Below are 21,589 nucleotides of genomic sequence, written 5' to 3'. Positions count from 1 at the left end.
GAAGTGAACCTTGCAGGGAGCCGCAGTGAACTACGGTGGACCACGGTGGACTGCGGTGGACTGCGGTGAGCCACAGTGAAGCAGGAACTACATCAGCTAGGCGCCCACAATCCCGGGGGCCAGAACACACAAAGGTTGGAACATGACTGAAGTTGCCAAGAAGGTTGTTGTTACCGGCGCCGCCGGCCAGATTGCTTACTCCCTGCTGTGGCGTATTGCTAACGGTGACGTCTACGGCAAGAACGTTCCCGTCGAGCTTGAACTCCTTGAGATCCCCGCTGCCACCCAGGCTGCTGAGGGCGTGGCCATGGAGCTGCTGGACTCCGCATTCCCGCTGCTGCGCGGCATTAACGTGACTGACTCCGCAGACAAGGCTTTCGACGGCGCCAACGCTGCTTTCTTGGTCGGTGCGAAGCCGCGCGGCAAGGGCGAGGAGCGCGCTGACCTGTTGGCTGCGAACGGCAAGATCTTTGGTCCACAGGGCAAGGCAATCAACGACCATGCTGCGGACGACATCCGCGTGCTCGTGGTGGGCAACCCTGCGAACACCAACGCGCTGATCGCAATGCACGCAGCACCTGACGTACCAAATGAGCGCTTCAACGCCATGATGCGCCTGGATCACAACCGCGCGCTCAGCCAACTGGCCACCAAGCTTGGCCGCGCAACTACCGAGTTCGAGCAGGTTGTGGTGTGGGGTAACCACTCCGCAACCCAGTTCCCAGACATCACCTACGCCACTGTTGGCGGCGATAAGGTTGCTGACCTGGTGGATCAGGACTGGTACCTCAACGAGTTCATCCCACGCGTTGCAAAGCGCGGCGCTGAGATCATCGAGGTCCGCGGAAAGTCCTCCGCAGCTTCCGCAGCCTCTGCCGCTATCGACCACATGCATGACTGGATCAACGGCACCGAGCAGTGGGTCTCCGCGGCTATCCCATCCGACGGCTCCTACGGCATCCCAGAGGGCATCATCGTGGGTCTGCCAACTGTCTCCCGCGCTGGCCGCTGGGAAGTTGTCCAGGGCCTCGAGGTTTCCGACTTCCAGCGTGAGCGCATCGACGCCAACGTCAAGGAGCTCCAAGAAGAGCGCGAGGCCGTTGCTGACCTGCTGAAGTAGGCCAATCAGGCCGTGATTGGGCCTGTGAGCAATGGGGCGTCCCCTGAGGGGCGCCCCCTTTTTGCGTCGGTTGTGAAATCCTCGTATCCCAACGGCGCCGACGTGCTGGGCTTGGGCGCTTGGGCTTGGGTGCTGGGCTCCATCCCCAGGCCGCCCCATCACCGCCGAGCTCGATCCTGAGCCCGATCCCGACCCCACCGAACCTGAACCCGAACCTGATTTGCCCAGCCGGTTAAGATGGGACGCATGACTGTTGAAAACCGTGCGGATCGTTTGCCAGCTAGTTGGGACCCTCAGGCCCACGAGTCCACTTTGTATGAAAACTGGGTGGCCAAGGGCTATTTCCATGCTGACCCTACGAGCGAGAAGCCGGCTTTTTCCATTGTGCTCCCTCCGCCGAATGTGACGGGCCAGCTCCACATGGGCCATGCTTTGGACCACACGTTGATGGATGCGATTGCGCGCCGGAAGCGTATGCAGGGCTATGAGGTGCTGTGGTTGCCTGGTATGGATCACGCGGGTATTGCCACCCAAACCAAGGTGGAGGCGATGCTCAAGGAGACCGAGGGTAAGAGCCGTTGGGATTATGAGCGTGATGAGTTCATTGCCAAGGTGTGGCAGTGGAAGCAGGAGTACGGCGGCACCATCGGCAGCCAGATGCGCGCCATCGGTGATTCCGTGGATTGGGAGCGCGAGCGCTTCACCCTGGATGAGGGCCTTTCCCGTGCGGTGCAGACCATCTTCAAGATGCTTTATGACCGTGGGTTGATTTACCAGGCGAATCGCTTGGTGAACTGGTCGCCTGTCCTGGAGACCGCGGTGTCCGACATTGAGGTGGTCTACAAGGACGTTGAAGGTGAGCTGGTTTCTATCCGTTACGGCTCCCTCAACGATGATGAGCCCCACGTCATCGTGGCCACCACCCGCGTGGAGACAATGCTCGGCGACGTTGCGGTGGCTGTGCACCCTGAGGATGAGCGTTACAAGGACCTGGTGGGCACCACCTTGCCGCACCCGTTCCTGCCCGATCGGCAGATGGTTGTGGTCGCGGATGATTATGTGGACCCGGAGTTCGGCACGGGCGCCGTGAAGATCACCCCGGCGCATGACCCCAATGACTATGCCCTCGGCCTGCGTCACAACTTGGAAATGCCAACCATCATGGACTCCAAGGGCCGCATTGCAGGCACCGGCACCGAGTTTGACGGCATGGACCGCTTCGAGGCCCGCGTGAAGATCCGCGAGGCGCTGGCAGAGCAGGGCCGCATCGTTGCGGAAAAGCGCCCCTACGTGCACTCCGTCGGCCACTCCGAACGCTCCGGCGAGCCTATCGAGCCGCGACTTTCCCTGCAGTGGTGGGTCAAAGTTGAAGAGCTGGCAAAGATGTCCGGCGATGCCGTCCGCGAGGGCGACACGGTGATCCACCCCAAGGCCTCCGAGCCGCGCTACTTCGAGTGGGTGGACGATATGCATGACTGGTGCATTTCCCGCCAGTTGTGGTGGGGCCACCGCATCCCAATCTGGTACGGCCCGGACGGCGAAGTGGTGTGCGTTGGCCCGGACGAGCAGCCACCGGCGGGCTACACCCAGGACGAAGACGTGCTGGACACCTGGTTCTCCTCTGCGTTGTGGCCGTTTTCCACCATGGGCTGGCCGGATGCCACCCCTGAGCTGGAGAAGTTCTACCCCACGAGCGTACTGATGACGGGCTATGACATCCTCTTCTTCTGGGTTGCCCGCATGATGATGTTCGGCACGTTCGCGGCAAAGGAGACCCCTGAGCTGCTGGGGCAGGGCAATGACGGCCGCCCGCAGATTCCGTTTACCGACGTTTTCCTGCATGGCTTGGTCCGCGACGAGCACGGGCGAAAGATGAGTAAGTCCCTGGGCAATGGCATTGATCCCATGGACTGGGTGCGCGAATATGGCGCCGACGCCCTGCGTTTCACCTTGGCCCGCGGTGCGAACCCCGGCGTCGACCTGCCGGTGGGTCCAGATGCCGCACAGAGCTCGCGTAACTTTGCCACCAAGCTGTTCAACGCAACGAAGTTTGCACTGATGAACGGCGCGCACACGGGGCAGTTGCCGCCGCGGGAGGAGCTTACCGACGCCGACCGGTGGATCCTCGACCGTCTGGAGCAGGTGCGCGTGCAAGTGGATGACTACTTGGATCGCTACCAATTTGCCAAGGCTAACGAGGCTTTGTATCACTTCACCTGGGGCGAGTTCTGCGACTGGTACTTGGAGATCGCCAAGGTGCAGATCCCACGCGAAGGCCACAGCGCCACCGGTGCGAATACCCAGATTGTGCTGGGCAATGTGTTGGACACGGTATTGCGCCTGCTCCACCCCTCAATGCCATTCGTCACCGAGGTCTTGTGGACGGCGCTCACCGATGGAGAGTCGCTCAACCTTGCACAGTGGCCAGGCGTGGCCAATGGTGATGCAGACACCGAAGTGGATGAGGTTGCCGCGCGCCGCATGGAGGACCTGGAGAAGCTCGTCACCGAGATTCGCCGCTTCCGCTCGGACCAAGGCGTGAAGCCCTCCCAAAAAGTGCCCGCGAGCTTGGACTTTATTGCCTGCGATCTGGGCGCGCAGGAGGAGACCATCCGCTCGCTCGCGCGCATCGACGCCCCTGGTGCGGACTTTGCCGCGTCGGCAAGCATTGAAGTGCGCCTGAGCCAAGCAACCGTGACCATCGCACTGGACACCTCCGGCACCGTGGACAAGGAGGCTGAGCGCAAGCGCCTGGAGAAAGACCTCGCGGCGGCGAACAAGGAGCTGGAGACCACCGGCAAAAAGCTGGGCAACGAGTCCTTCCTGGCCAAAGCGCCGGAGGCCGTTGTGGCCAAGATCCGCGAGCGCCAGCAGGTTGCGCAAGAAGAGGTGGCGCGCATCAGCGCTCGCCTTGAGGAGCTGAGCTAAGTGGACCGCGTGCGGTTGAGTGAAGAAGGCCTCTCCCTGGATCTGGCAATGCCTACCGACGCCCCCGAGGCGGCACAGGAGGCGGTGTCTCGGGAGGTGACGTCGGAGGATTTAGCAGCGCTCGCCAAGGTTGAGGCGGAGCTGGATCAACGCTGGGCGGAGACCAAGATCGACCCTTCGCTAGAGCGGATTGAGCTGCTAATGGACCTGTTGGGCTCGCCAAACCGGGCGTTCCCCGCGATCCATGTGGCGGGGACAAACGGCAAGACGTCCACGGTTCGCATGATCGAGGCACTGCTGCGTGCTTTCCACCGGCGCACCGGCCGCACCACCAGCCCGCACCTGCAGTTGGTCACGGAGCGCATCGCCATCGATGGCCTGCCCATTCACCCGCGCGACTACGTGCGTACCTGGGAGGAAATCAAGCCCTACGTTGAGATGGTGGACGCCCGCAGCGACGTGGCGATGAGCAAATTCGAGGTGCTCACCGCCATGGCCTACGCGGCGTTTGCCGACGCCCCCGTGGACGTTGCCGTGGTTGAGGTGGGCATGGGTGGCAAGTGGGATGCCACAAATGTGATCAACGCCGATGTTTCCGTGATTACCCCAATTGGCCTGGATCACACCGACTACCTGGGGGACACCATCGAGCAGATCGCCGCGGAAAAGGCGGGCATCATCAAGTCGCGCTGGGATGCCGACGACCTACTCACCCCACCGGACAACGTGGCCATCATCGCTGAGCAAACCCCCGAGGCTATGCGTGTGGTCCTCGAGCAGGCCATCGCGGTGGATGCATCCGTGGCCCGAGCGGGCCAGGAGTTCGGCGTGGTAGAGGCCACCGTGGCCGTGGGGGGTCAGCAGCTGACGCTTCGCGGTTTGGGTGGTGAGTACACTGACATCTTCCTCCCGCTTTCCGGCGCGCACCAGGCTGCGAATGCCGCGGTGGCGCTTGCCGCAGTGGAGGCGTTTTTTGGCGCCGGTGCCGGCCGCCAGTTGGACCAAGACACCGTCCGTGCGGGCTTTGCACAGGTGAGCTCGCCGGGCCGCCTGGAGCGCGTGCGCACCGCACCCACGGTGTTCATTGATGCCGCCCATAACCCCCACGGCGCGAAGGCCTTGGGTGAGGCCCTGGAGCGCGACTTTGAGTTCACCAAGCTTATCGGCGTGGTTGGGGTACTTGGGGACAAAGATGCCCAAGGCATCCTGAACGCGCTTGAGCCGCACCTTGCGGACATCGTGTGCACCCAAACCTCCTCCCCGCGCGCCCTGGAGGCGGAAGCGCTGGCGGAATACGCCCGTGACATCTTTGGTGAGGAGCGCGTCCACGTGGAGCCCTACCTGCCTTCCGCCGTGGAGCTGGCTGTGGAGTTGGCCGAAGACACAGATGTTCAATCCGGCGCCGGCGTTGTCATCACCGGCTCTGTGGTGACAGCGGGCGAGGCCCGCACCCTATTTGGAAAGGAACCCGCATGAGCCATGGAAATAGTGCCCGCGACGAAGTGGAATACGGTCCACTCGGCCCGGGCCACGCTCCCGTCAAAGACCCAATGAAGGGCCTCGTTGGCGTGATGAGTGCCACCATGATGATGGAGGCGATCACCTTCTATCTGGTGCTCACGGTGATCCTGCGGGTGGAAAACGGCGCGCTGTGGACTCCACTGAACTGGGGTTACGTCACCGTGCTGGCCACCGTGATGCTGGTGATGAGCTTCCTGCAGCGCAAGCCCTGGGCAATCCCAGTGAACATCGCCCTACAGGTGTTCGCTCTTGGCGGGGTGTTCATCCACTCGTCAATGGCCGTCATGGCAATCCTGTTCATCGTGGTGTGGGTGTACCTGTTCTACCTGCGCCGCAACCTTATCGAGCGTATGAAGCGAGGGCTGCTTACCACCCAGCACATGTAGGCCAATTCGAGGCAGGCTTTCTTGCGCACACGGTAACAATCCCGAGTCCTTTGCGCATGATTGCACTGAAACGTGCTCTAAGTCACGTCCGGTGCGCGATAGTGGAACAATCCCTCAATACATGGGCTCCCGGGCAGCGCTGCACGTTGGTCTGCGCGGTGGGTCTTGGGCCCTGGGGCCTGGATATTGGGTCTTGGATCTTGGGCCGTGGATATTGGGGGACCGGTGTTGCCATGAGGGAAGGAGTTTGCCTGTGCGGGATCGCTCGCCTCAATCTGCAGCCTTGCTCCCCGTGTATGTGGGCGGGTTCGTGGGGCCGTTTTCAGCGCAAGCAACCTCTGCAATTCTGCCCACGGTGGCTACCACGTTTGGCATTGGCGTGCATCAGGCGGGCCTGGCAATCACTGTCTACTTGGTGCCTTTCGCGGTCCTCATGCTTATTAGCGCAAGGATCGTGCGCGGGTTCGAGCCCCGAAACGTGGTAAACCTTGCGTATGTGGTGACGTTCCTCGGCGCGCTCATCGCGCTGTTGAGCCCCTGGTGGCCCATGTTCCTGGTGGGCCTGGCGATTATGGGAACGGCAAACGCATTCACCATGCCATTGCTGCAAAACATCCTGCAGGCAATGGTGCCACCCCACCAGCTCGCACCCAGCCTGGGCACCTATGCGGCCGCCCAGGCTTTTGGCATGTTCACCTCGCCGCTGCTCGCCGGCTTTGCCGCCAAAGTGAATTGGCAACTCACCTACCTGGTGGTGATCGCCGCCGTGCTGTTTATCCTGTTCAAGGGCCTACCCAAGGTGGGCCCGGCAACTCCATCGGGTGAGCACGGATTGCCTGAACCCGAGTCAAAGGTCCCCGTACTGGGCACGATCATCCATATCCTGGCTACCTCGATTTGGGGCTTTTGTACCCTCGGCATCGGTGCTCTGGTGGGGCTGAACGCCGCGACGCGCTTCAACCTGGACACCGGGGCAACAGGCGCAGTGGTGATGTCCGGCGGGCTAGCCACCTTCATCCTGGGCCGGCCCAACGGTGTACTCATCAACCGGCTCGGGGCGAGGAGCACGCTGATTGTGAGTGCGGTGGGCTCCTCAGTAGGCATCTGGGGAATCGACCACGCTCCGAACGTCTGGGTTCTCGTAGCCATGTGGGCCATCGCGCTCGTCTCTGCGCAGGCAGCCATGCTGGCGGTGATCATCACGGTCCTTGGTGCGCCTGGCGGCAAATCGCTCAACGCTACCGTACAGGCCTTCCGCTTCTTCTCCTCAGCGGCGGCGCCGTTGGTGTTGCTCCCGCTCTATCTTTCCGGCGGGGACCAATCACACCTGGCGTTCAGTATTCCCGCGGTTTGTGTGCTGGTCGCGGGCGCCTTGGAAGCCTGCAACCCGGTGCTTCGCCGCCGAAAGTAGCGCGAAACCCCCAAAGCCACGGTGCTGGGTGGGGCCTTGGGGGCGTCGGAAATCACTGGAAATCCCTGCTTTAGCGCTTGCGATTGAACTTGCCGCCGCGCAGCTTGAGGCGGGCGTTCGGCATCACGGGTGCGGGCAGGGGATCAGGACCACCGCCGACGTAACCGTGTGTGGTGCCAAAGCGATCCCCGTGCGCCATCCACTCTTCGCGGTACAGTTCGATTTCCTCATGCGTGCGCCCAATGAAGTTCCACCACATGATGAACTCTTCCTCAAACGGAGTGCCGCCGAGCACCACAACGCGGGCGCGGTCCGGGCCGGGATTCTCCAGCACAACCTCGGTGGGGCCGGGGGCGATGTAGCCGAGGTCGTGGCGGTTGAGCTCGGTGCCACCTTGGCCGTCCACCAGCACCGGGCCGGCATCCACCAAAATGCCGTGCTCATAGGTGGGGTCCAGGTCCAGGGTGATCGAGGCACCCGGATCGATGCGAACCTCCGCGCCCAGCAGCGGGGTGTGGGTTTCCACCGGGGAAGTGACACCCAGCATGGAGCCCAGGAACACCAGGGCCTCGCCGCCTTCAACCTCGGTGGTTGGCGTATGGAACACATCGAGGCGGCGTTCCATGTGGCGTGCGTGTTCCGGCAGTACCACCCAAAGCTGTACTCCGTGGAGGCGCTCGGACTGGGATACTTCGGAGTGGCAGATGCCGGAGCCGGCGGTCATGATGACGAGGTCGCCGGGGCGGACCATTTCATGGCGATCACCGGAATCGTCATGCTTGATGGAACCCTCCAGCAACCAACTCACGGTTTGTAGCCCCGTGTGGGGGTGTGGTGGGACGTCCATCTTGGTCTCCTCCGGGCCATAATGGTCCGCAAAACACCAAGCGCCGATCGTTGCGCGGTCGCGGTGAGGCAACGTGCGCTGCACATCCATTGCTCGCTGGCCACCCAAAGGAACGGTGCGCGGGCTGATAATCTCCACTGCAGTCATACCCACCATTGTTCCACCAAGCTCGGAATGTTGTGGCGGAGGTGTTGGGGTGGGGGTGTTTGCTTGGCGTTGCTGGGATTGCTTCGTGCGCGTGATTGGAGGAGCCGTGAACAAACTTTGGATGCTCTACGCTGGTTTTGCCGTGCTCTTTTTGGTGTTGAGCGTGGCTACCGTGCTCACCGGCAGGCCACTGTGGTGGATTGGGTTGTTTCTTTCCTCCGCGATCGGGTGTGCGGTGTGGGCATTTCTCATCCGACGCATGCGCTAGGCGCCAGTGCTTCGGGGGTGCGGCGGGGGATATACGGGGTTTGGGGGAGGGGTGCGGGAAGTGGGATGCGTTAGAGTAAGAAACTATGACTGAACGCACACTCATTCTCATTAAGCCAGACGGTGTTGAGCGCGGCCTCATCGGTGAAATCATCGCCCGGATTGAACGCAAGGGCCTGAAGTTTGCCGCCCTTGACCTGCGCCTCACCGACCGCGAGACCGCTGAGAAGCACTACGCCGAGCACGCTGACAAGCCATTCTTCGGCGAGCTGGTTGAGTTCATCACCTCCGCACCACTGATCGCTGGCGTTGTTGAGGGGCCACGCGCAATCGAGGCATGGCGCCAGCTCGCCGGCGGCACCGACCCTGTCTCCAAGGCGACCCCAGGCACCATCCGTGGTGACTTTGCACTCGAGGTAGCAGAAAACGTGGTTCACGGTTCTGACTCCCCAGAGTCCGCTGAGCGCGAGATCTCTATCTGGTTCCCTAACCTCTAAGAACGTAATCGCTGGTGGTGCACCACCACGGTAGTGTTTCAGCCTCCTGAGCTTGCATTATTGCGGCTCGGGAGGTTTTTGGCGTCTGTGCCCTTTGCTGTGCCCTGCGTTGTGCCCCACAACTGGCCCGTTTAAAAATTTTCCCTAAGAGAATGCGCAATTACCTCAGGTGCAGGGGCTCATGGGCGGTTGTTTGTGCCACAATAGAAGGCAGCGTGCGCGCCTCAGGCTGCGGACACGCGAACAGACTTAACCAGAACAACTCAATAACCTGCACAAACGCGCCTGTGTGGCGGCGGTGACCAATGCTTGCATTTCAAGCACGCTCGTTGAGAGCCCCAATTTTTGGCAGCCAGCGCCCGGGTGTAAGCAAGTTTGCGAGGCAGAAACTTCAAAGGAGAGATGCAGTGGCTGCATCAACCAATACACGTCGTCGTGCCGTGCGGAAGGGGCCCCAAACCCCTGAAACCCAAACCCCTGAAACTGGGACTGCTGAAGTCGCCGCTGTCCCAGCAGACGCCCCCGCCAAGAAGACCGCTGCGAAGAAGACCGCTGCAAAAAAGTCCGCCGCGAAAAAGACCGCAGCAAAGAAGGCAACGAAAGCAGCGAAACCCAGCGCCGCTACATCAGCCATATCCATTGACCGCGGCGAGTTTGGCACCAAGACCCGCGTCTACCAAGCTGCGAAAATGCTCAATTTGAGCTCCAAGGAACTCCTGGCCACACTCGCCGAGCTTGGCATCACCAAGGCGGCTACCTCCTCACTCGACCTCGCCGAGGTCCACCGCCTCATCGACTTCCTCGAATCCGGCAAACCTACAACAAGCACAGAGGCTCCTGAAGCCGCCGAAGCAACCGCAACCCCCAAATCATCCGAATCACCCGAGGCACCCGAGGCGCCCAAGGCCAAGACCAAGAAGAAGGCCGCCAAGCGTGCCGCAAAAGCTCCCGCTGCTGAAACGGGTTCCGACGCCGCCAGCGCCGCAGATGAGGACGCCCAACTGCGGCATCGGGTGGAAAAGAATGTAGAAAACGAGATCAGCCAGATCGAGCAGAAGGTTGAGCGCGAGCTCGCCCAGCGCACCGAAAGCACCGAAAGCACCGAAAGCACTGAAAGTGCCGAAAGCGCAGACGCCGTGGAGACGAGTGCAGTGGAGGTGGTGGCCTCGTCGGAACGCATTGCTTCTGAGGAGGAGGCGCAACTGCGGCATCGGGTGGAAAAGAACGTGGAAAATGAGATCCACCAGATTGAGGAGAAGGTCGAGCGCGAGCTTGCCGAGCGTGCGGGCAGCCAGGAAGCTGCGGGGGAGCCTTTTGCGCTGGCGGTCGAGGAAGAGCTGGACGCGGAGCCGCTTGAGGACGTCACTCCAGAGATCACTCTTGCGCCGGTAGCGGAGCAAGTTGCGCAGCCGGTGTTTGCCACCCCGCTGTTTGTAGCGCCTGATCTGGAGGCGATCGCCGAGAACTGGGAGGGCGAAGACACCGAGGACGCTGAGTTTGCCGGTGGCGCTGGGGACGCTGAGGACACCGAAGATACTGAGGAAAAGGCAACGCGGGGGCGGCGTCGGGGCAAGCGTGGCACCGGTAGGGGAAGGGGCCGCGGCCGCGATCGCTCGGATTCAGAAGTCACCTCCGATGAAGAAGATGCCGAAGACGAGGATTCCCTGATCTCCGAGCCGAAGGCAATCCGCGGATCGACTCGCTTGGAGGCACAGCGTCGGCGCCGGGCGGAAATGCGTGAAGAGCAACGCAAGAAGCGCCACATCGTTTCCGAGGCCGAGTTCTTGGCGCGCCGCGAGTCCGTGACCCGCACGATGGTGGTGCGGGAGCGCGAACGCCTGGATGCGCCGGGATCCGTCACGCAGGTTGGTGTGCTGGAAGATGACATGCTGGTGGAGCACTTTGTCACCTCGGACACGCAGGCGTCCATGGTGGGCAACATCTACCTCGGACGTGTGCAAAACGTGCTGCCAAGCATGGAGGCGGCGTTTATTGACATCGGCAAGGGCCGCAACGGCGTGCTTTATGCCGGTGAAGTGGACTGGCGCGCCAAGGGCCTTGGTGGGCGCAACCGCAAGATTGAACAGGCCCTCAAGCCCGGGGACGCCGTCCTGGTGCAGGTGAGCAAAGACCCCATTGGCCACAAGGGCGCGCGCCTGACCACCCAGATTTCCCTGGCCGGGCGCTACCTGGTGTATGTGCCGGGCGGGCGCACCGCGGGTATTTCCCGCAAACTGCCGGCGCCGGAACGCAACCGCCTAAAGAGCATCCTCAAAGAGGTGGTGCCGCAGGACGGTGGCGTGATCATCCGCACCGCTGCGGAAGGCGTGCCCGCTGAAGCGATTGCCGCGGACGTGCAGCGCCTGCATACCCAGTGGGAGCAGATCCAAGAGCGTACCAAGGAGCAAAAAGAGGCTAAGTCAGCCAAGCCGCAAACGCTGTACGAAGAGCCAAACATGCTGGTGAAGGTGGTTCGGGACATCTTCAATGAAGATTTCACCACCTTGGTGATCGATGGTCGCCGCGCCTGGAACACCGTGCACGCCTACGTCTCCTCCGTGGCCCCTGAGCTGGTGGATCGCCTGGTGCGCTACGACCGCGATGAGCACGACGGCGTGGATGCCTTCGAGGAATACCGCGTGGAAGAGCAGCTCAAGAAGGCGCTTTCCCGCAAGGTGTGGCTACCCTCCGGCGGCACGCTGGTGATCGACCGCACCGAGGCCATGACCGTCATTGACGTCAATACCGGCAAGTTCACCGGTGCCGGCGGCAACCTGGAAGAAACGGTGACCCGCAACAACCTGGAGGCCGCTGAGGAAATCGTGCGCCAGATGCGCCTGCGTGACCTGGGCGGCATGATTGTGGTGGACTTCATTGACATGGTGCTGCCTGAAAACCAGGACCTCGTGCTGCGCCGCCTCACCGAGGCGTTGGGCCGCGACCGAACCCGCCACCAGATCTCCGAGGTTACCTCCCTGGGCCTGGTGCAGATGACCCGTAAGCGCCTGGGCACCGGCCTTTTGGAAACCTTTGCCACCGAGTGTGAGCACTGCCAGGGCCGCGGCGTGATTATCCACGACGATCCGGTGGAGCATCGCGACCCAGAAGCCAAGGTCAGGGAGCATAAACGACGTCCAGCTCCAGCGCATGACCCCGCGCAACACCCTGCCGCTGTGGCCATGCATGAGCACCAGCAGCACCAGCAGACGAGCAAACGCACGAGCGATGAGGAGCTCGCCGAGGCCGTGTTGGGCAGCGAGTTGTTCACGGAGGAAGAGCCGCAGGACTTGGAAGAGCGGCAGGTTGAGGCTGCCCAGGCCACTCAGCCTGAGAGTGACGAGTCTGAATCCGGTGTGCGGAGGACCAGGCGACGTCGCTCCCGCCGAAGCACCCGCGAGCAGACCCCGCAGGCCGCAGACGTGCTGGACATCGTGGATGCCGCCTTGGAGCGTGCGGAGGAGGAAGAACCGGACGAGCCATCCGGGCGCGACCACCTGCCGATTGGGGCCGCGGACAAGAACCTACAGCCCACCACCTATGAGGAGGCCAAAGCCGCTTTCGACTCCTCGCCGCGCCGGCGCCGCAAGGTGCGCGGAAACTCGGTGTCCGACGTGGAGCCAAAGCCGGAGGACTTCCAGAAACCAGCTTCCGAACCAGCTTCCGAAACGGTGGGCGAGCAGCTTTCGGCAGAGGTGGCCGAACGCGAGCCCGCCGCAGGTAAGGGCCGCCGACGCCGCCGCGTGAGCACCGCTGCGAAGAAGCCAAAGGTTGAGGTTGGGTCTGAGCTTGCGGCCCAGGACGCTACCGACGACAACCTGGCAGCACCCCAAAGCGCTCCCGCGAGCTCGGGGCGCGAACGAGGCCGACGCCGCGCCGTCCGCAAGACAAGCCGCAGCAGCCAGGGCTCAAGCCTGAAACAGGGCACTGCAGACAGCACTGCCGCCACCGCCACTGATGATGGGGCCGCTCCCGCGGACCGCAAAGCGAAGGAAGCCACAGCGCCCCGCGCCACGGGGAGCGCTCGGGGATCGCGTGCGGCAGGGGGTCGTCGGCGGGCAGTGCGGCGCAGCTAATGCCGTGAGTAGCCTGCAGTCGGATCCTTGCGCGGGAGCTGCGCGTGAGGGCCGCTGGCAAAGTTTTGCCCCGTAGGGCTGGTTTGTCTTTTCCAACCTTACGGGGTAGTCTTTGAAAGTCGCTGTTTTCACCTGCGTGTGCCCCGCCATGTGCGGAAGGCGCTGCGAGTGAGAACGCCAAACTTTTTCTTTTCAGTAATCATCAATCAAATGTTTCAGGTAAACGGTGCGTTGTTGCCGGACCTGAGCCGAGTAACAGATAAGGGGTAGCCCTCGTATGTACGCGATCGTCAAGACCGGCGGCAAGCAGTACAAGGTTGCCGAAGGTGACCTCGTCAAGGTCGAGAAGATCGAGGGTGAGCCAGGTTCGTCCGTGGCTCTCACCCCGGTTCTGCTCGTGGATGGCGCAAACGTAACTTCCAAGGCTGAAGAGCTCGCTAAGGTGAGCGTTGCAGCCGAGATCGTCGAGCACACCAAGGGCCCGAAGATCAAGATCCTGAAGTACAAGAACAAGACCGGCTACAAGAAGCGCCAGGGTCACCGTCAGAAGCTGACCGTGGTCAAGGTCACCGGCATCAAGTAAGGCTCACCGGGCCGCAATTTTCCTGTAAGGAGGGAAACCGAAATGGCACACAAGAAGGGTGCATCTAGCTCCAACAACGGTCGCGATTCCGAGGCAAAGCGCCTTGGCGTGAAGCGATTCGGTGGCCAGAAGGTCAACGCCGGCGAGATCCTCGTTCGCCAGCGTGGCACCAAGTTCCACCCAGGCGAGAACGTCGGTCGCGGTGGCGACGACACTCTGTTCGCCCTCAAGGCAGGCGCTGTGGAGTTCACCACCAAGCGCAACCGCCGCACGGTCAACATCGTGGAAAACGTTGTGGAGACCGCAAGCGCATAAGCTGCACAACTTGAAAACCGACCCGGCCGTTGCACACCCGCACGGCCGGGTCGATTTCATTCCACTCACATTCCACTAGGCTGAAAACACCTGAAAACACCTGAAAACATTCAGCCTTCGCGCAATATCGCACTCCAAAATTTTCGGCCCTAGGAGGCACAACCAATGGCACGTTTCATCGACCGCGTGGTCTTGCACCTCAAAGCAGGCGACGGTGGCAACGGCTGCGCCTCCATCCACCGTGAAAAGTTCAAGCCCCTCGGCGGCCCGGATGGCGGCAACGGCGGCCACGGCGGAGACATCATCCTCGAAGTCTCCTCCCAGGTCCACACCCTGCTTGACCTGCACTACCGCCCCCACATCAAAGCCGGGCGCGGCGCCAACGGCGCAGGTGATCACCGTAACGGCGCACGCGGCGAAGACCTCGTGCTCGAGGTGCCCCCTGGAACAGTAGTCCTCTCCGAGACCGGTGAGACACTGGCCGACCTTACGAGCGTCGGCATGCGATTCGTCGCCGCCGAAGGTGGCTACGGTGGCCTCGGCAACGCAGCGCTCGCGTCCAAGGCACGCAAGGCGCCGGGCTTCGCGCTCAAAGGGGAGCCAGGCGAGGAACACGATGTGGTGCTGGAGCTAAAATCCATGGCCGACGTTGGCCTGGTTGGCTTCCCCTCCGCCGGCAAATCCTCGCTGATTTCCGTGCTCAGCGCCGCCCGCCCCAAGATCGGCGACTACCCATTCACCACCCTGCAACCCAACCTCGGCGTGGTGGAAGTGGGAAACGAGACTTTCACCATCGCAGACGTCCCCGGGTTGATCCCCGGTGCTTCAGAGGGCAAGGGCCTGGGCCTGGACTTCCTGCGTCACATTGAGCGCACCGCCGTGCTGGCGCACATCGTGGACACCGCCTCCTTGGAACCCGGCCGCGACCCGGCAAGTGATATTGAAGCGTTGGAAAACGAGCTCGCCGCGTACCAATCCGCGCTGGATGAAGACACCGGCCTGGGTGACCTCATGAAGCGCCCGCGCATCATCGTGCTCAACAAAGCCGACGTCCCAGAGGCCCTCGAGCTCGCCGAGTTTGTGAAAGCTGACCTGGAGGAGCAATTCGGGTGGCCGGTGTTTATCATCTCAGCGGTTGCCCGCAAAGGCCTGGACCCGCTGCGCTACAAGCTTCTGGAACTGGTCCAGGAGCACCGCGCAGCGCAACCTGCGGCCGCGGTGGAGGAGCGGGTGATCGTGCGGCCAAAGGCAGTAGATGCGAGGTCGAAGAAGAACCGCAAAGACTTTGAGATCAAGGCCGATCCTGAGATCGAGGGTGGCTTTGTGGTGCTCGGCGAGAAGCCGGAGCGCTGGATCATCCAGACGGACTTTGAAAATGACGAAGCCGTGGGCTACCTCGCGGACCGCCTGGCCCGCATGGGCGTGGAGGAAGAACTTTTCAAGATGGGTGCTCGCGCCGGCTGTACCGTGACCATTGGCCCCGTGACCTTTGAGTGGGAGCCCACCACCGCCGCAGGCGTGGACCCCACCCTCACTGGCCGCGGCACCGACATCCGCCTGGAGCACACCGGCCGTATGTCCGCCGAGGAACGCAAGCGCGCCTCCCAGGTGCGCCGCGGTTTGATCGACGAATACGACTACGGCGATGGCCAAGTAGCAGATCGCGAACGCTGGAACGGCTAGCCACAGCTCCGAGAGGCCGTGAAGCGGCGGTGATTTCCGGTTTATCGCTGGCCCGGATGGTGAATACAATGGTGCCTTATGGAAACCCAGTCCACGCATTCGCCCGCAGCCTCAGATTCCGCGAGCATTCTGCCGGCGGCGCCCTACACCGGTGCCGCCCAACAGCCTCAACCTGAGTTTGCGCAGGGCGAACCGCAGTTTGCCTCCCCAATCCGCGAGGTGATTGCCGGCGCGAAGAGGGTAGTGGTGAAAATCGGTTCCTCCTCACTTACGGATGAAAACTTTGCCGTGAGCCAGGAGGCGATTGACAACATCGTGGACGCCCTACAAGCCCGCATGGCGCGTGGCTCCGACGTCATCGTGGTCTCCTCAGGCGCGGTCGCCTCTGGGATGGCCCCACTGGGACTCAGCAAGCGCCCCACCGACCTTGCCACGAAGCAGGCGGCGGCGTCGGTAGGGCAGGTCTACCTTGCGAATTCCTGGGGCCGCAGCTTCGCTCGATACGGGCGTGTGATCGGCCAGGTGCTGCTCACGGCTTCCGACGCCGGCGCGCGGGATCGTGCACGCAATGCTCAACGAACCATCGATAAGTTGCGGCAACTGCGGGCGGTGCCCATCGTCAACGAAAATGACACGGTGGCAACCTCCGAAATGCACTTTGGGGATAACGACAGGCTCGCGGCGATCGTAGCCCACCTCACCTATGCCGATGCCCTCATCCTGCTGTCTGACGTAGACGGGCTCTACGACAAGAACCCAAACGCCGCGGACGCCAAGTTCGTTCCGGAAGTCCGCGATGGCAACGACCTCAAGGGTGTTGTTGCAGGTGAAGGCGGTGCGGTTGGTACTGGTGGCATGGCCTCCAAAGTCTCAGCGGCGCGCCTGGCTTCACGCGGCGGTATCCCGGTGCTGCTCACCAGCGCGGAAAACATCGGCGCGGCCTTGGACCACGCAGGGGTGGGAACGGTGTTCCACCCGAAGGAAAACCGCCTCTCCGCGTGGAAGTTCTGGGTCCTCTATGCCGCCGACGTGGGCGGGCGCCTCCGGATTGACCAAGGTGCGGTACAGGCGGTAACTTCCGGCGGAAACTCCCTGCTTGCGGTGGGTATCACCGAGGTAGTTGGCGACTTCCACTCAGGGGAAATCGTGGAAATCTGTGGCCCTGAAGGCGAGCTCATTGGCCGCGGGGAAGTGGCCTATGATTCGGAGACGCTCGTGGGGATGCTCGGTAAGCAGACCTCCGAGCTGCCGGAGGGCATGCAGCGCCCGGTGGTCCACGCGGACTACCTCTCTGATTACGCGTCGAGGGCTTGAGCTGTCGGGAGTCGCCGCGGCGTTGGCGTGGGCCTTTGTGCCCGCGTTGGCGTTTGCGTCCGCGTGTCGGGGCGAGGGGCTATGCTAGCCAGAAACGTTTAGCAACACATCAACCATTAACGCTCCGCGCGCGCTGCGTGAGAGCCCGTGAAGAAAACTGCGATACAACATGGCAACCGATTCCAACACCACTACGTCCACCGAAGCCGCTTCTGCCGTAGCCGCCTCTGAGCGCGAACAGGTGCTTGCCCTCGCCCGGGCAGCCAAGAGCGTTGCCCCAGCGATTGCAAAGCTGCCAGACGGGCAAAAAGCCGAGGTGCTGATTGCCTGCGGAAATACCCTCATCGAGCGCACTGCAGAGATTTTGGCAGCCAATGCTGAGGACCTCACTGCCGCCAAGGCTTCAGGCATTCAGGAACACCTGATTGACCGCCTCGCGCTTGATGAGCAGCGCGTGGCCGGCATTGCGGGCGGTTTGTTCCAGGTGGCGGCACTCACCGACCCTGTTGGCGAGGTAGTTTCCGGCCACGTGATGCCAAACGGCATCCAGATGCGCCAGGTCCGCGTGCCACTCGGCGTGATTGGCATGGTGTATGAAGCCCGCCCCAACGTCACCGTGGATGCCTTCGGTTTGGCGTTGAAGTCGGGCAATGTGGTGCTCCTGCGTGGTTCCAAGTCAGCGAAGCGTTCCAACGCCAAGCTCGTGGACATTCTCCAAGAAGTCCTCCAAGAACACGGCCTGCCCCGTGAAGCTGTGCAGCTCTTGCCCTGCGAAACTCACGACTCCGTGCAGGACCTCATCACCGCCCGCGGCCTAGTAGATGTGGTGATCCCTCGCGGCGGCGCGGGGCTCATCAACGCGGTGGTCACCGGCGCCACCGTACCCACCATTGAAACTGGAACCGGCAACTGCCACCTCTACATTGACCGCGACGCCGACCTCGAGCTTGCCATCAATATCCTCATTAACGGCAAAACCCGCAGGCCATCGGTGTGCAACACCACGGAGACGGTGCTTCTCGACGCCGCCCTGCCGCCTGCTTCCGTTGCGGCGGTGCTGGCGGCCTTGCGCCAGGCAGGGGTGACCATCCATGGCGACGCTGCCCAGTTGGGCGATGTGGACGTCGTTGAGCTCACGCAGTGGGACCTGGAAAACGAGTACCTTTCCCTGGACATCGCTGCCGTGAAGGTGGATGGCATCGACGCCGCGCTGGAGCACATCCGCACCTACAGCACCGGCCACACTGAGGCGATTGCCACTAACAACATTGTGACCGCGCAGCGCTTTGCCGATGAAGTGGATGCCGCAGCGGTGATGATTAACGCTTCCACTGCATTTACCGACGGTGAGCAGTACGGAATGGGCGCAGAGATCGGCGTATCTACCCAGAAACTACACGCGCGCGGACCATTTGCCCTGGCGGAACTCACTTCAACCAAGTGGATTTTGCAGGGCACCGGGCAGGTTCGTCCGTGACCGCGCAGTCCGTCACTGAGGGTGGGGCAGCAGCCCAGAAATCCGCCCAGCGTATTGGCATTATGGGCGGCACCTTTGACCCGATCCACCATGGCCACCTGGTTGCCGCGAGTGAGGTGGCGGCGAAGTTTGACATGGACCTGGTGGTCTTCGTACCCACCGGCCAGCCTTACCAAAAGGCGGACCGCGTCGTCTCGGAGGCGGAGGACCGCTACCTCATGACCGTGATCGCTACCGCCTCCAACCCGCGGTTCAGCGTGAGCCGTGTGGACATTGACCGCCCTGGTCCCACCTACACGGTGGACACGCTGCGTGATCTCCGCCAGCAATTCCCAGACGCCGAGCTGTTTTTTATCACCGGTGCGGATGCTTTGCAGTCCATCCTTTCGTGGCGGGATTGGGAGAAGGCGCTGCAACTCGCGGAGTTCGTTGGGGTGACCCGCCCCGGCTATGAACTGGTAGACAAGGTGGTCCCGGAGGAATACCAGGACCGCGTGCACCTCATTGAGATCCCGGCGATGGCGATCAGTTCCACTGGTTGCAGACAGCGAGCCCATGAGGGGCTGCCGGTGTGGTACTTGGTGCCGGATGGGGTGGTGCAGTACATCGGCAAGCGCCGCCTGTATAGCCCTTGCGGTTCAGATGCCCGCAGAGATCCAACCCCAGCGATCACTCGTGGGGCTCAAGGGCCTGGCGAAGCTGAAACGCCTGAAGGGGCTAGCGCGGCTGGCAACGCGTAGGACTGTTCGTTCTCCAGTGAGTTCATCCTGCGTCCGGCGTGCCGTCCTGTTTGGTGGTCGTGCAGTTTCGTGGAACACTGGGTAAGGATTGCTTTCACCCTGTTTCCGCCTGATGTTGGCTTGTCCACACTGAGGTTGCGGGCGTGCGCCTTGGGTGAAAAGCGCATGTGCTGGCGCACGATCCTCAGCGGACTGGCTGGGGGAGCAAAACGGAACAAAGAAGAGGATTGTCTTGGCTGCAACACAAGAAACTATTGAATTTGCATCTGCGGCGGCGTTGGCTGCGCAGGAGAAGTTGGCTACCAATATCGCGGTGATCGACGTCTCCGATGTTATGGCGATCAGCGAGGTGTTCGTCCTTGCTTCCGCAGATAACGAACGCCAGGTGCGTGCGATCGTTGAAGAGATCGAGGACGCACTCACCGCCCTGGGCCAGGAGCCGAAGCGCCGCGAGGGCAACCGCGAAAACCGCTGGGTGCTGCTGGATTACGGCATGCTGATCATCCACGTTCAGCGCAATGTGGAGCGTGATTTCTACGGTTTGGACCGCCTGTACCGCGACTGCCCCCTCATCGAGGTTGAGGGCGTGGAAACCCAGGAGCGCCCGGCAGCGTGGGCTGAGGATGTGGACGTGCGCCAGGTGGAGTCTTTGGACGAGATTCCTCTGGCTCAGCAGGAGCCGGAAGAATAACCACGGGTCACACAAAGAGGGGCTGGCAATGACGAGGCGACTCATCCTTTTGCGGCACGGCCAAACCGAGTACAACGCCACTGGCCGCATGCAGGGGCATCTGGATACGCATCTTTCCGACGTAGGCATCCAGCAAGCCAAGGCCGTAGCAAAGGTCCTGGCTGACTTCGGCGTGGGGCGGATCGTGAGTTCGGATCTGACCCGCGCAAAAGACACCGCCGAAGTGATTGCCGAACAGTTGGCACTTCCCATCACCACGGATGCCCGGTTGCGGGAAACCAACCTGGGTGACTGGCAGGGAAAGAGCCACGGCGAGGTGGATGTTGCCCACCCTGGTGCGCGTGCTGTGTGGCGCCATGATGCCTCCTGGGCGCCACCGCAGGGGGAGTCCCGCCTGGACGTTGCCCGCCGTGCTCGGGCTGTGATTGATGAGCAAATGCGCAGCTACGAGAGCTGGGATGATGAAACCCTGCTGATAGTGGCTCACGGCGGCACGATTTCCGCCTTAACCTCCAATTTGTTGGGCTTGGACGTGTCCCAATACCCACTGCTGTCCGGTTTGGGGAACACCTGCTGGTCCCAACTCACCGGGCGTCCCGTGTTTGACCGAGAAGACCCACACGCACCGATGCGTTTTACCGCGGAGGATCCGCAGCCTGCGCAGTGGTACCTGGATGCTTGGAACCGCGGAGTGCTCTAACCATGGCGGTTCGGGTGGTGGTTGATTCTTCTGCAGGACTTCCGCAGCGAATCGTTGAGGACTTAGACATCACGGTGCTTGACCTGCACCTGATGCGGGATGCCCAGGAGGAGAGCACCTCTGGGCTGTCCGCGTTGGAGCTGGCAGCCGGCTATGCGCGCCAATTGGAACGCGGCGCGGTTGATGGGGTGGACCAGGGTGTGGTTGCCCTGCACATCTCCAAGTTCCTTTCCTCCACCTGGAATGCGGGGGTCACTGCCTCCGCGGTGTTCGATGACGCGGTGGAGGTCATTGACACCCAAAATGTGGGCATGGCGGTTGGTGCCGCCGCGATGGCAAGCGCACGGATCGCCGCCCAGGGCGGTTCCTTGGCGGAGTGCGCGGACATGGCGCGGGACACCCTGGCCCGCTCAGAAACCTGGCTGTACCTGCACCGTATCGATGAAATCCGCCGCTCCGGGCGGATCACCGCCGCCACCGCGGTAGTGTCCACAGCGCTGGCCACCAAGCCAATCATGCGGATCAACGAGGGTCGTTTGGAGCTCGCCGCGCGTACTCGAACCCAGGCAAAGGCCTTTGCCCGCTTGGTGGACCTGGTGCTCACTCGCGCCGGGGGCAGCCCAGCCTTTGTAGCCATCCAGCAGTGTGAGGCCCTCGAGGCAGCCCACACCCTTGAGGAGCAATTGCGCGCCGCCCTGCCGGTGGATTCCACGATCATGATCACTGAGATGGCGGAGATCCTCGCCGTACACTGTGGCCCTGGCTCCCTGGGTGTTTCCGCAGTGTTTCGTGACCACCCCCATGAGCAACCTGCAGCAGATCCCCAAGCAGAGCCGCGGGAGGCGTCCGGCGCTGGGGGCGTCGGTACGCCCTAGTTTTTCGCGTTTTC

At 62.3% G+C, this 21,589-nt stretch carries 18 protein-coding genes; 17 read left to right on the top strand and 1 reads right to left on the bottom strand.

Features of this window, described 5'->3' with window-relative positions; genetic code table 11:
- Positions 1–142 precede the first annotated feature (142 nt).
- The 5 genes from NQ050_RS06720 (at position 143) to NQ050_RS06700 (ending at position 7,366) form a co-directional block, all read left to right on the top strand.
- A complete protein-coding gene (locus tag NQ050_RS06720) occupies positions 143–1,120 on the top strand; it encodes a malate dehydrogenase (RefSeq protein WP_257038544.1) in 978 nt (325 codons plus the stop codon).
- Positions 1,121–1,366: 246 nt separating this feature from the next.
- Positions 1,367–4,048 (top strand): valine--tRNA ligase, encoded by a 2,682-nt coding sequence (locus tag NQ050_RS06715; protein WP_257038543.1) that lies wholly within the window; start codon positions 1,367–1,369, stop codon positions 4,046–4,048.
- A 48-nt stretch (positions 4,049–4,096) separates the two neighbouring features.
- Positions 4,097–5,524 (top strand): folylpolyglutamate synthase/dihydrofolate synthase family protein, encoded by a 1,428-nt coding sequence (locus NQ050_RS06710; RefSeq protein WP_257038574.1) that lies wholly within the window; start codon positions 4,097–4,099, stop codon positions 5,522–5,524.
- Positions 5,521–5,955 (top strand): DUF4233 domain-containing protein, encoded by a 435-nt coding sequence (locus NQ050_RS06705; RefSeq protein ID WP_257038542.1) that lies wholly within the window; start codon positions 5,521–5,523, stop codon positions 5,953–5,955. The genes NQ050_RS06710 and NQ050_RS06705 overlap by 4 nt, the downstream gene beginning before the upstream one ends.
- A 253-nt stretch (positions 5,956–6,208) precedes the next feature.
- The gene (locus NQ050_RS06700; RefSeq protein ID WP_257038541.1) at positions 6,209–7,366 is read left to right on the top strand and encodes an MFS transporter; all 1,158 of its coding nucleotides are present in this window, start codon (positions 6,209–6,211) and stop codon (positions 7,364–7,366) included.
- A gap of 70 nt (positions 7,367–7,436) precedes the next feature.
- Here NQ050_RS06700 and NQ050_RS06695 read toward each other — a convergent pair whose 3' ends face one another.
- The gene (locus NQ050_RS06695) at positions 7,437–8,360 is read right to left on the bottom strand and encodes a pirin family protein (RefSeq protein WP_257038540.1); all 924 of its coding nucleotides are present in this window, start codon (positions 8,358–8,360) and stop codon (positions 7,437–7,439) included.
- A 106-nt stretch (positions 8,361–8,466) separates the two neighbouring features.
- On the opposite strand from NQ050_RS06695, the gene NQ050_RS06690 reads away from it, so the two are divergent.
- The 12 genes from NQ050_RS06690 to NQ050_RS06635 all read left to right on the top strand — a co-directional run bounded on the left by NQ050_RS06690 (position 8,467) and on the right by NQ050_RS06635 (position 21,575).
- The gene (locus tag NQ050_RS06690) at positions 8,467–8,628 is read left to right on the top strand and encodes a hypothetical protein (RefSeq protein ID WP_257038538.1); all 162 of its coding nucleotides are present in this window, start codon (positions 8,467–8,469) and stop codon (positions 8,626–8,628) included.
- Positions 8,629–8,713: 85 nt separating this feature from the next.
- Positions 8,714–9,124, top strand: a complete 411-nt coding sequence (ndk, locus tag NQ050_RS06685) for a nucleoside-diphosphate kinase (RefSeq protein ID WP_257038536.1) — start codon at positions 8,714–8,716, stop codon at positions 9,122–9,124.
- Between the two features lie 407 nt (positions 9,125–9,531).
- On the top strand, positions 9,532–13,197 hold the full coding sequence (locus tag NQ050_RS06680) for a translation initiation factor IF-2 N-terminal domain-containing protein (RefSeq protein ID WP_257038535.1): 3,666 nt from the start codon (positions 9,532–9,534) through the stop codon (positions 13,195–13,197).
- Positions 13,198–13,474: 277 nt separating this feature from the next.
- Positions 13,475–13,780, top strand: coding sequence for a 50S ribosomal protein L21 (gene rplU, locus NQ050_RS06675; protein WP_257038533.1), 306 nt, complete (start codon positions 13,475–13,477; stop codon positions 13,778–13,780).
- A 42-nt stretch (positions 13,781–13,822) separates the two neighbouring features.
- Entirely contained in the window at positions 13,823–14,095 is a 273-nt protein-coding gene (gene rpmA / locus NQ050_RS06670; RefSeq protein WP_257038532.1) for a 50S ribosomal protein L27, read from the top strand.
- A gap of 165 nt (positions 14,096–14,260) precedes the next feature.
- Entirely contained in the window at positions 14,261–15,778 is a 1,518-nt protein-coding gene (gene obgE / locus NQ050_RS06665; RefSeq protein WP_257038531.1) for a GTPase ObgE, read from the top strand.
- Between the two features lie 210 nt (positions 15,779–15,988).
- Positions 15,989–17,092 (top strand): glutamate 5-kinase, encoded by a 1,104-nt coding sequence (proB, locus tag NQ050_RS06660; RefSeq protein WP_373456439.1) that lies wholly within the window; start codon positions 15,989–15,991, stop codon positions 17,090–17,092.
- 169 nt (positions 17,093–17,261) lie between these two features.
- Entirely contained in the window at positions 17,262–18,569 is a 1,308-nt protein-coding gene (locus NQ050_RS06655) for a glutamate-5-semialdehyde dehydrogenase (RefSeq protein WP_257038528.1), read from the top strand.
- Entirely contained in the window at positions 18,566–19,309 is a 744-nt protein-coding gene (gene nadD / locus NQ050_RS06650) for a nicotinate-nucleotide adenylyltransferase (RefSeq protein ID WP_257038527.1), read from the top strand. The genes NQ050_RS06655 and nadD overlap by 4 nt, the downstream gene beginning before the upstream one ends.
- A gap of 232 nt (positions 19,310–19,541) precedes the next feature.
- Positions 19,542–20,000 carry a ribosome silencing factor gene (gene rsfS / locus NQ050_RS06645; protein ID WP_257038526.1) on the top strand — a complete coding sequence of 153 codons (459 nt, stop codon included), beginning with the start codon at positions 19,542–19,544 and terminating at the stop codon, positions 19,998–20,000.
- 28 nt (positions 20,001–20,028) lie between these two features.
- Positions 20,029–20,700 (top strand): histidine phosphatase family protein, encoded by a 672-nt coding sequence (locus tag NQ050_RS06640; RefSeq protein ID WP_257038525.1) that lies wholly within the window; start codon positions 20,029–20,031, stop codon positions 20,698–20,700.
- A gap of 2 nt (positions 20,701–20,702) precedes the next feature.
- Positions 20,703–21,575 carry a DegV family protein gene (locus tag NQ050_RS06635; protein WP_257038524.1) on the top strand — a complete coding sequence of 291 codons (873 nt, stop codon included), beginning with the start codon at positions 20,703–20,705 and terminating at the stop codon, positions 21,573–21,575.
- Positions 21,576–21,589 lie beyond the last annotated feature (14 nt).

Source organism: Corynebacterium sp. 122RC1 (assembly GCF_024580955.1).
Lineage (GTDB): Bacteria > Actinomycetota > Actinomycetes > Mycobacteriales > Mycobacteriaceae > Corynebacterium > Corynebacterium kozikiae.
Note: the sequence above shows the minus strand (reverse complement) of the source record. Positions and strands in the feature narration are given on the sequence as shown.

Coding starts and splice junctions, on each gene's coding strand:
- NQ050_RS06695 (WP_257038540.1), bottom strand. CDS start 8,360: ATGACTGCAGTGGAGATTATCAGCCCGCGCACCGTTCCTTTGGGTGGC.
- NQ050_RS06635 (WP_257038524.1), top strand. CDS start 20,703: ATGGCGGTTCGGGTGGTGGTTGATTCTTCTGCAGGACTTCCGCAGCGA.
- NQ050_RS06715 (WP_257038543.1), top strand. CDS start 1,367: ATGACTGTTGAAAACCGTGCGGATCGTTTGCCAGCTAGTTGGGACCCT.
- NQ050_RS06710 (WP_257038574.1), top strand. CDS start 4,097: ATGCCTACCGACGCCCCCGAGGCGGCACAGGAGGCGGTGTCTCGGGAG.
- ndk (WP_257038536.1), top strand. CDS start 8,714: ATGACTGAACGCACACTCATTCTCATTAAGCCAGACGGTGTTGAGCGC.
- NQ050_RS06720 (WP_257038544.1), top strand. CDS start 143: ATGACTGAAGTTGCCAAGAAGGTTGTTGTTACCGGCGCCGCCGGCCAG.
- NQ050_RS06705 (WP_257038542.1), top strand. CDS start 5,521: ATGAGCCATGGAAATAGTGCCCGCGACGAAGTGGAATACGGTCCACTC.
- NQ050_RS06640 (WP_257038525.1), top strand. CDS start 20,029: ATGACGAGGCGACTCATCCTTTTGCGGCACGGCCAAACCGAGTACAAC.
- rpmA (WP_257038532.1), top strand. CDS start 13,823: ATGGCACACAAGAAGGGTGCATCTAGCTCCAACAACGGTCGCGATTCC.
- obgE (WP_257038531.1), top strand. CDS start 14,261: ATGGCACGTTTCATCGACCGCGTGGTCTTGCACCTCAAAGCAGGCGAC.
- rplU (WP_257038533.1), top strand. CDS start 13,475: ATGTACGCGATCGTCAAGACCGGCGGCAAGCAGTACAAGGTTGCCGAA.
- NQ050_RS06655 (WP_257038528.1), top strand. CDS start 17,262: ATGGCAACCGATTCCAACACCACTACGTCCACCGAAGCCGCTTCTGCC.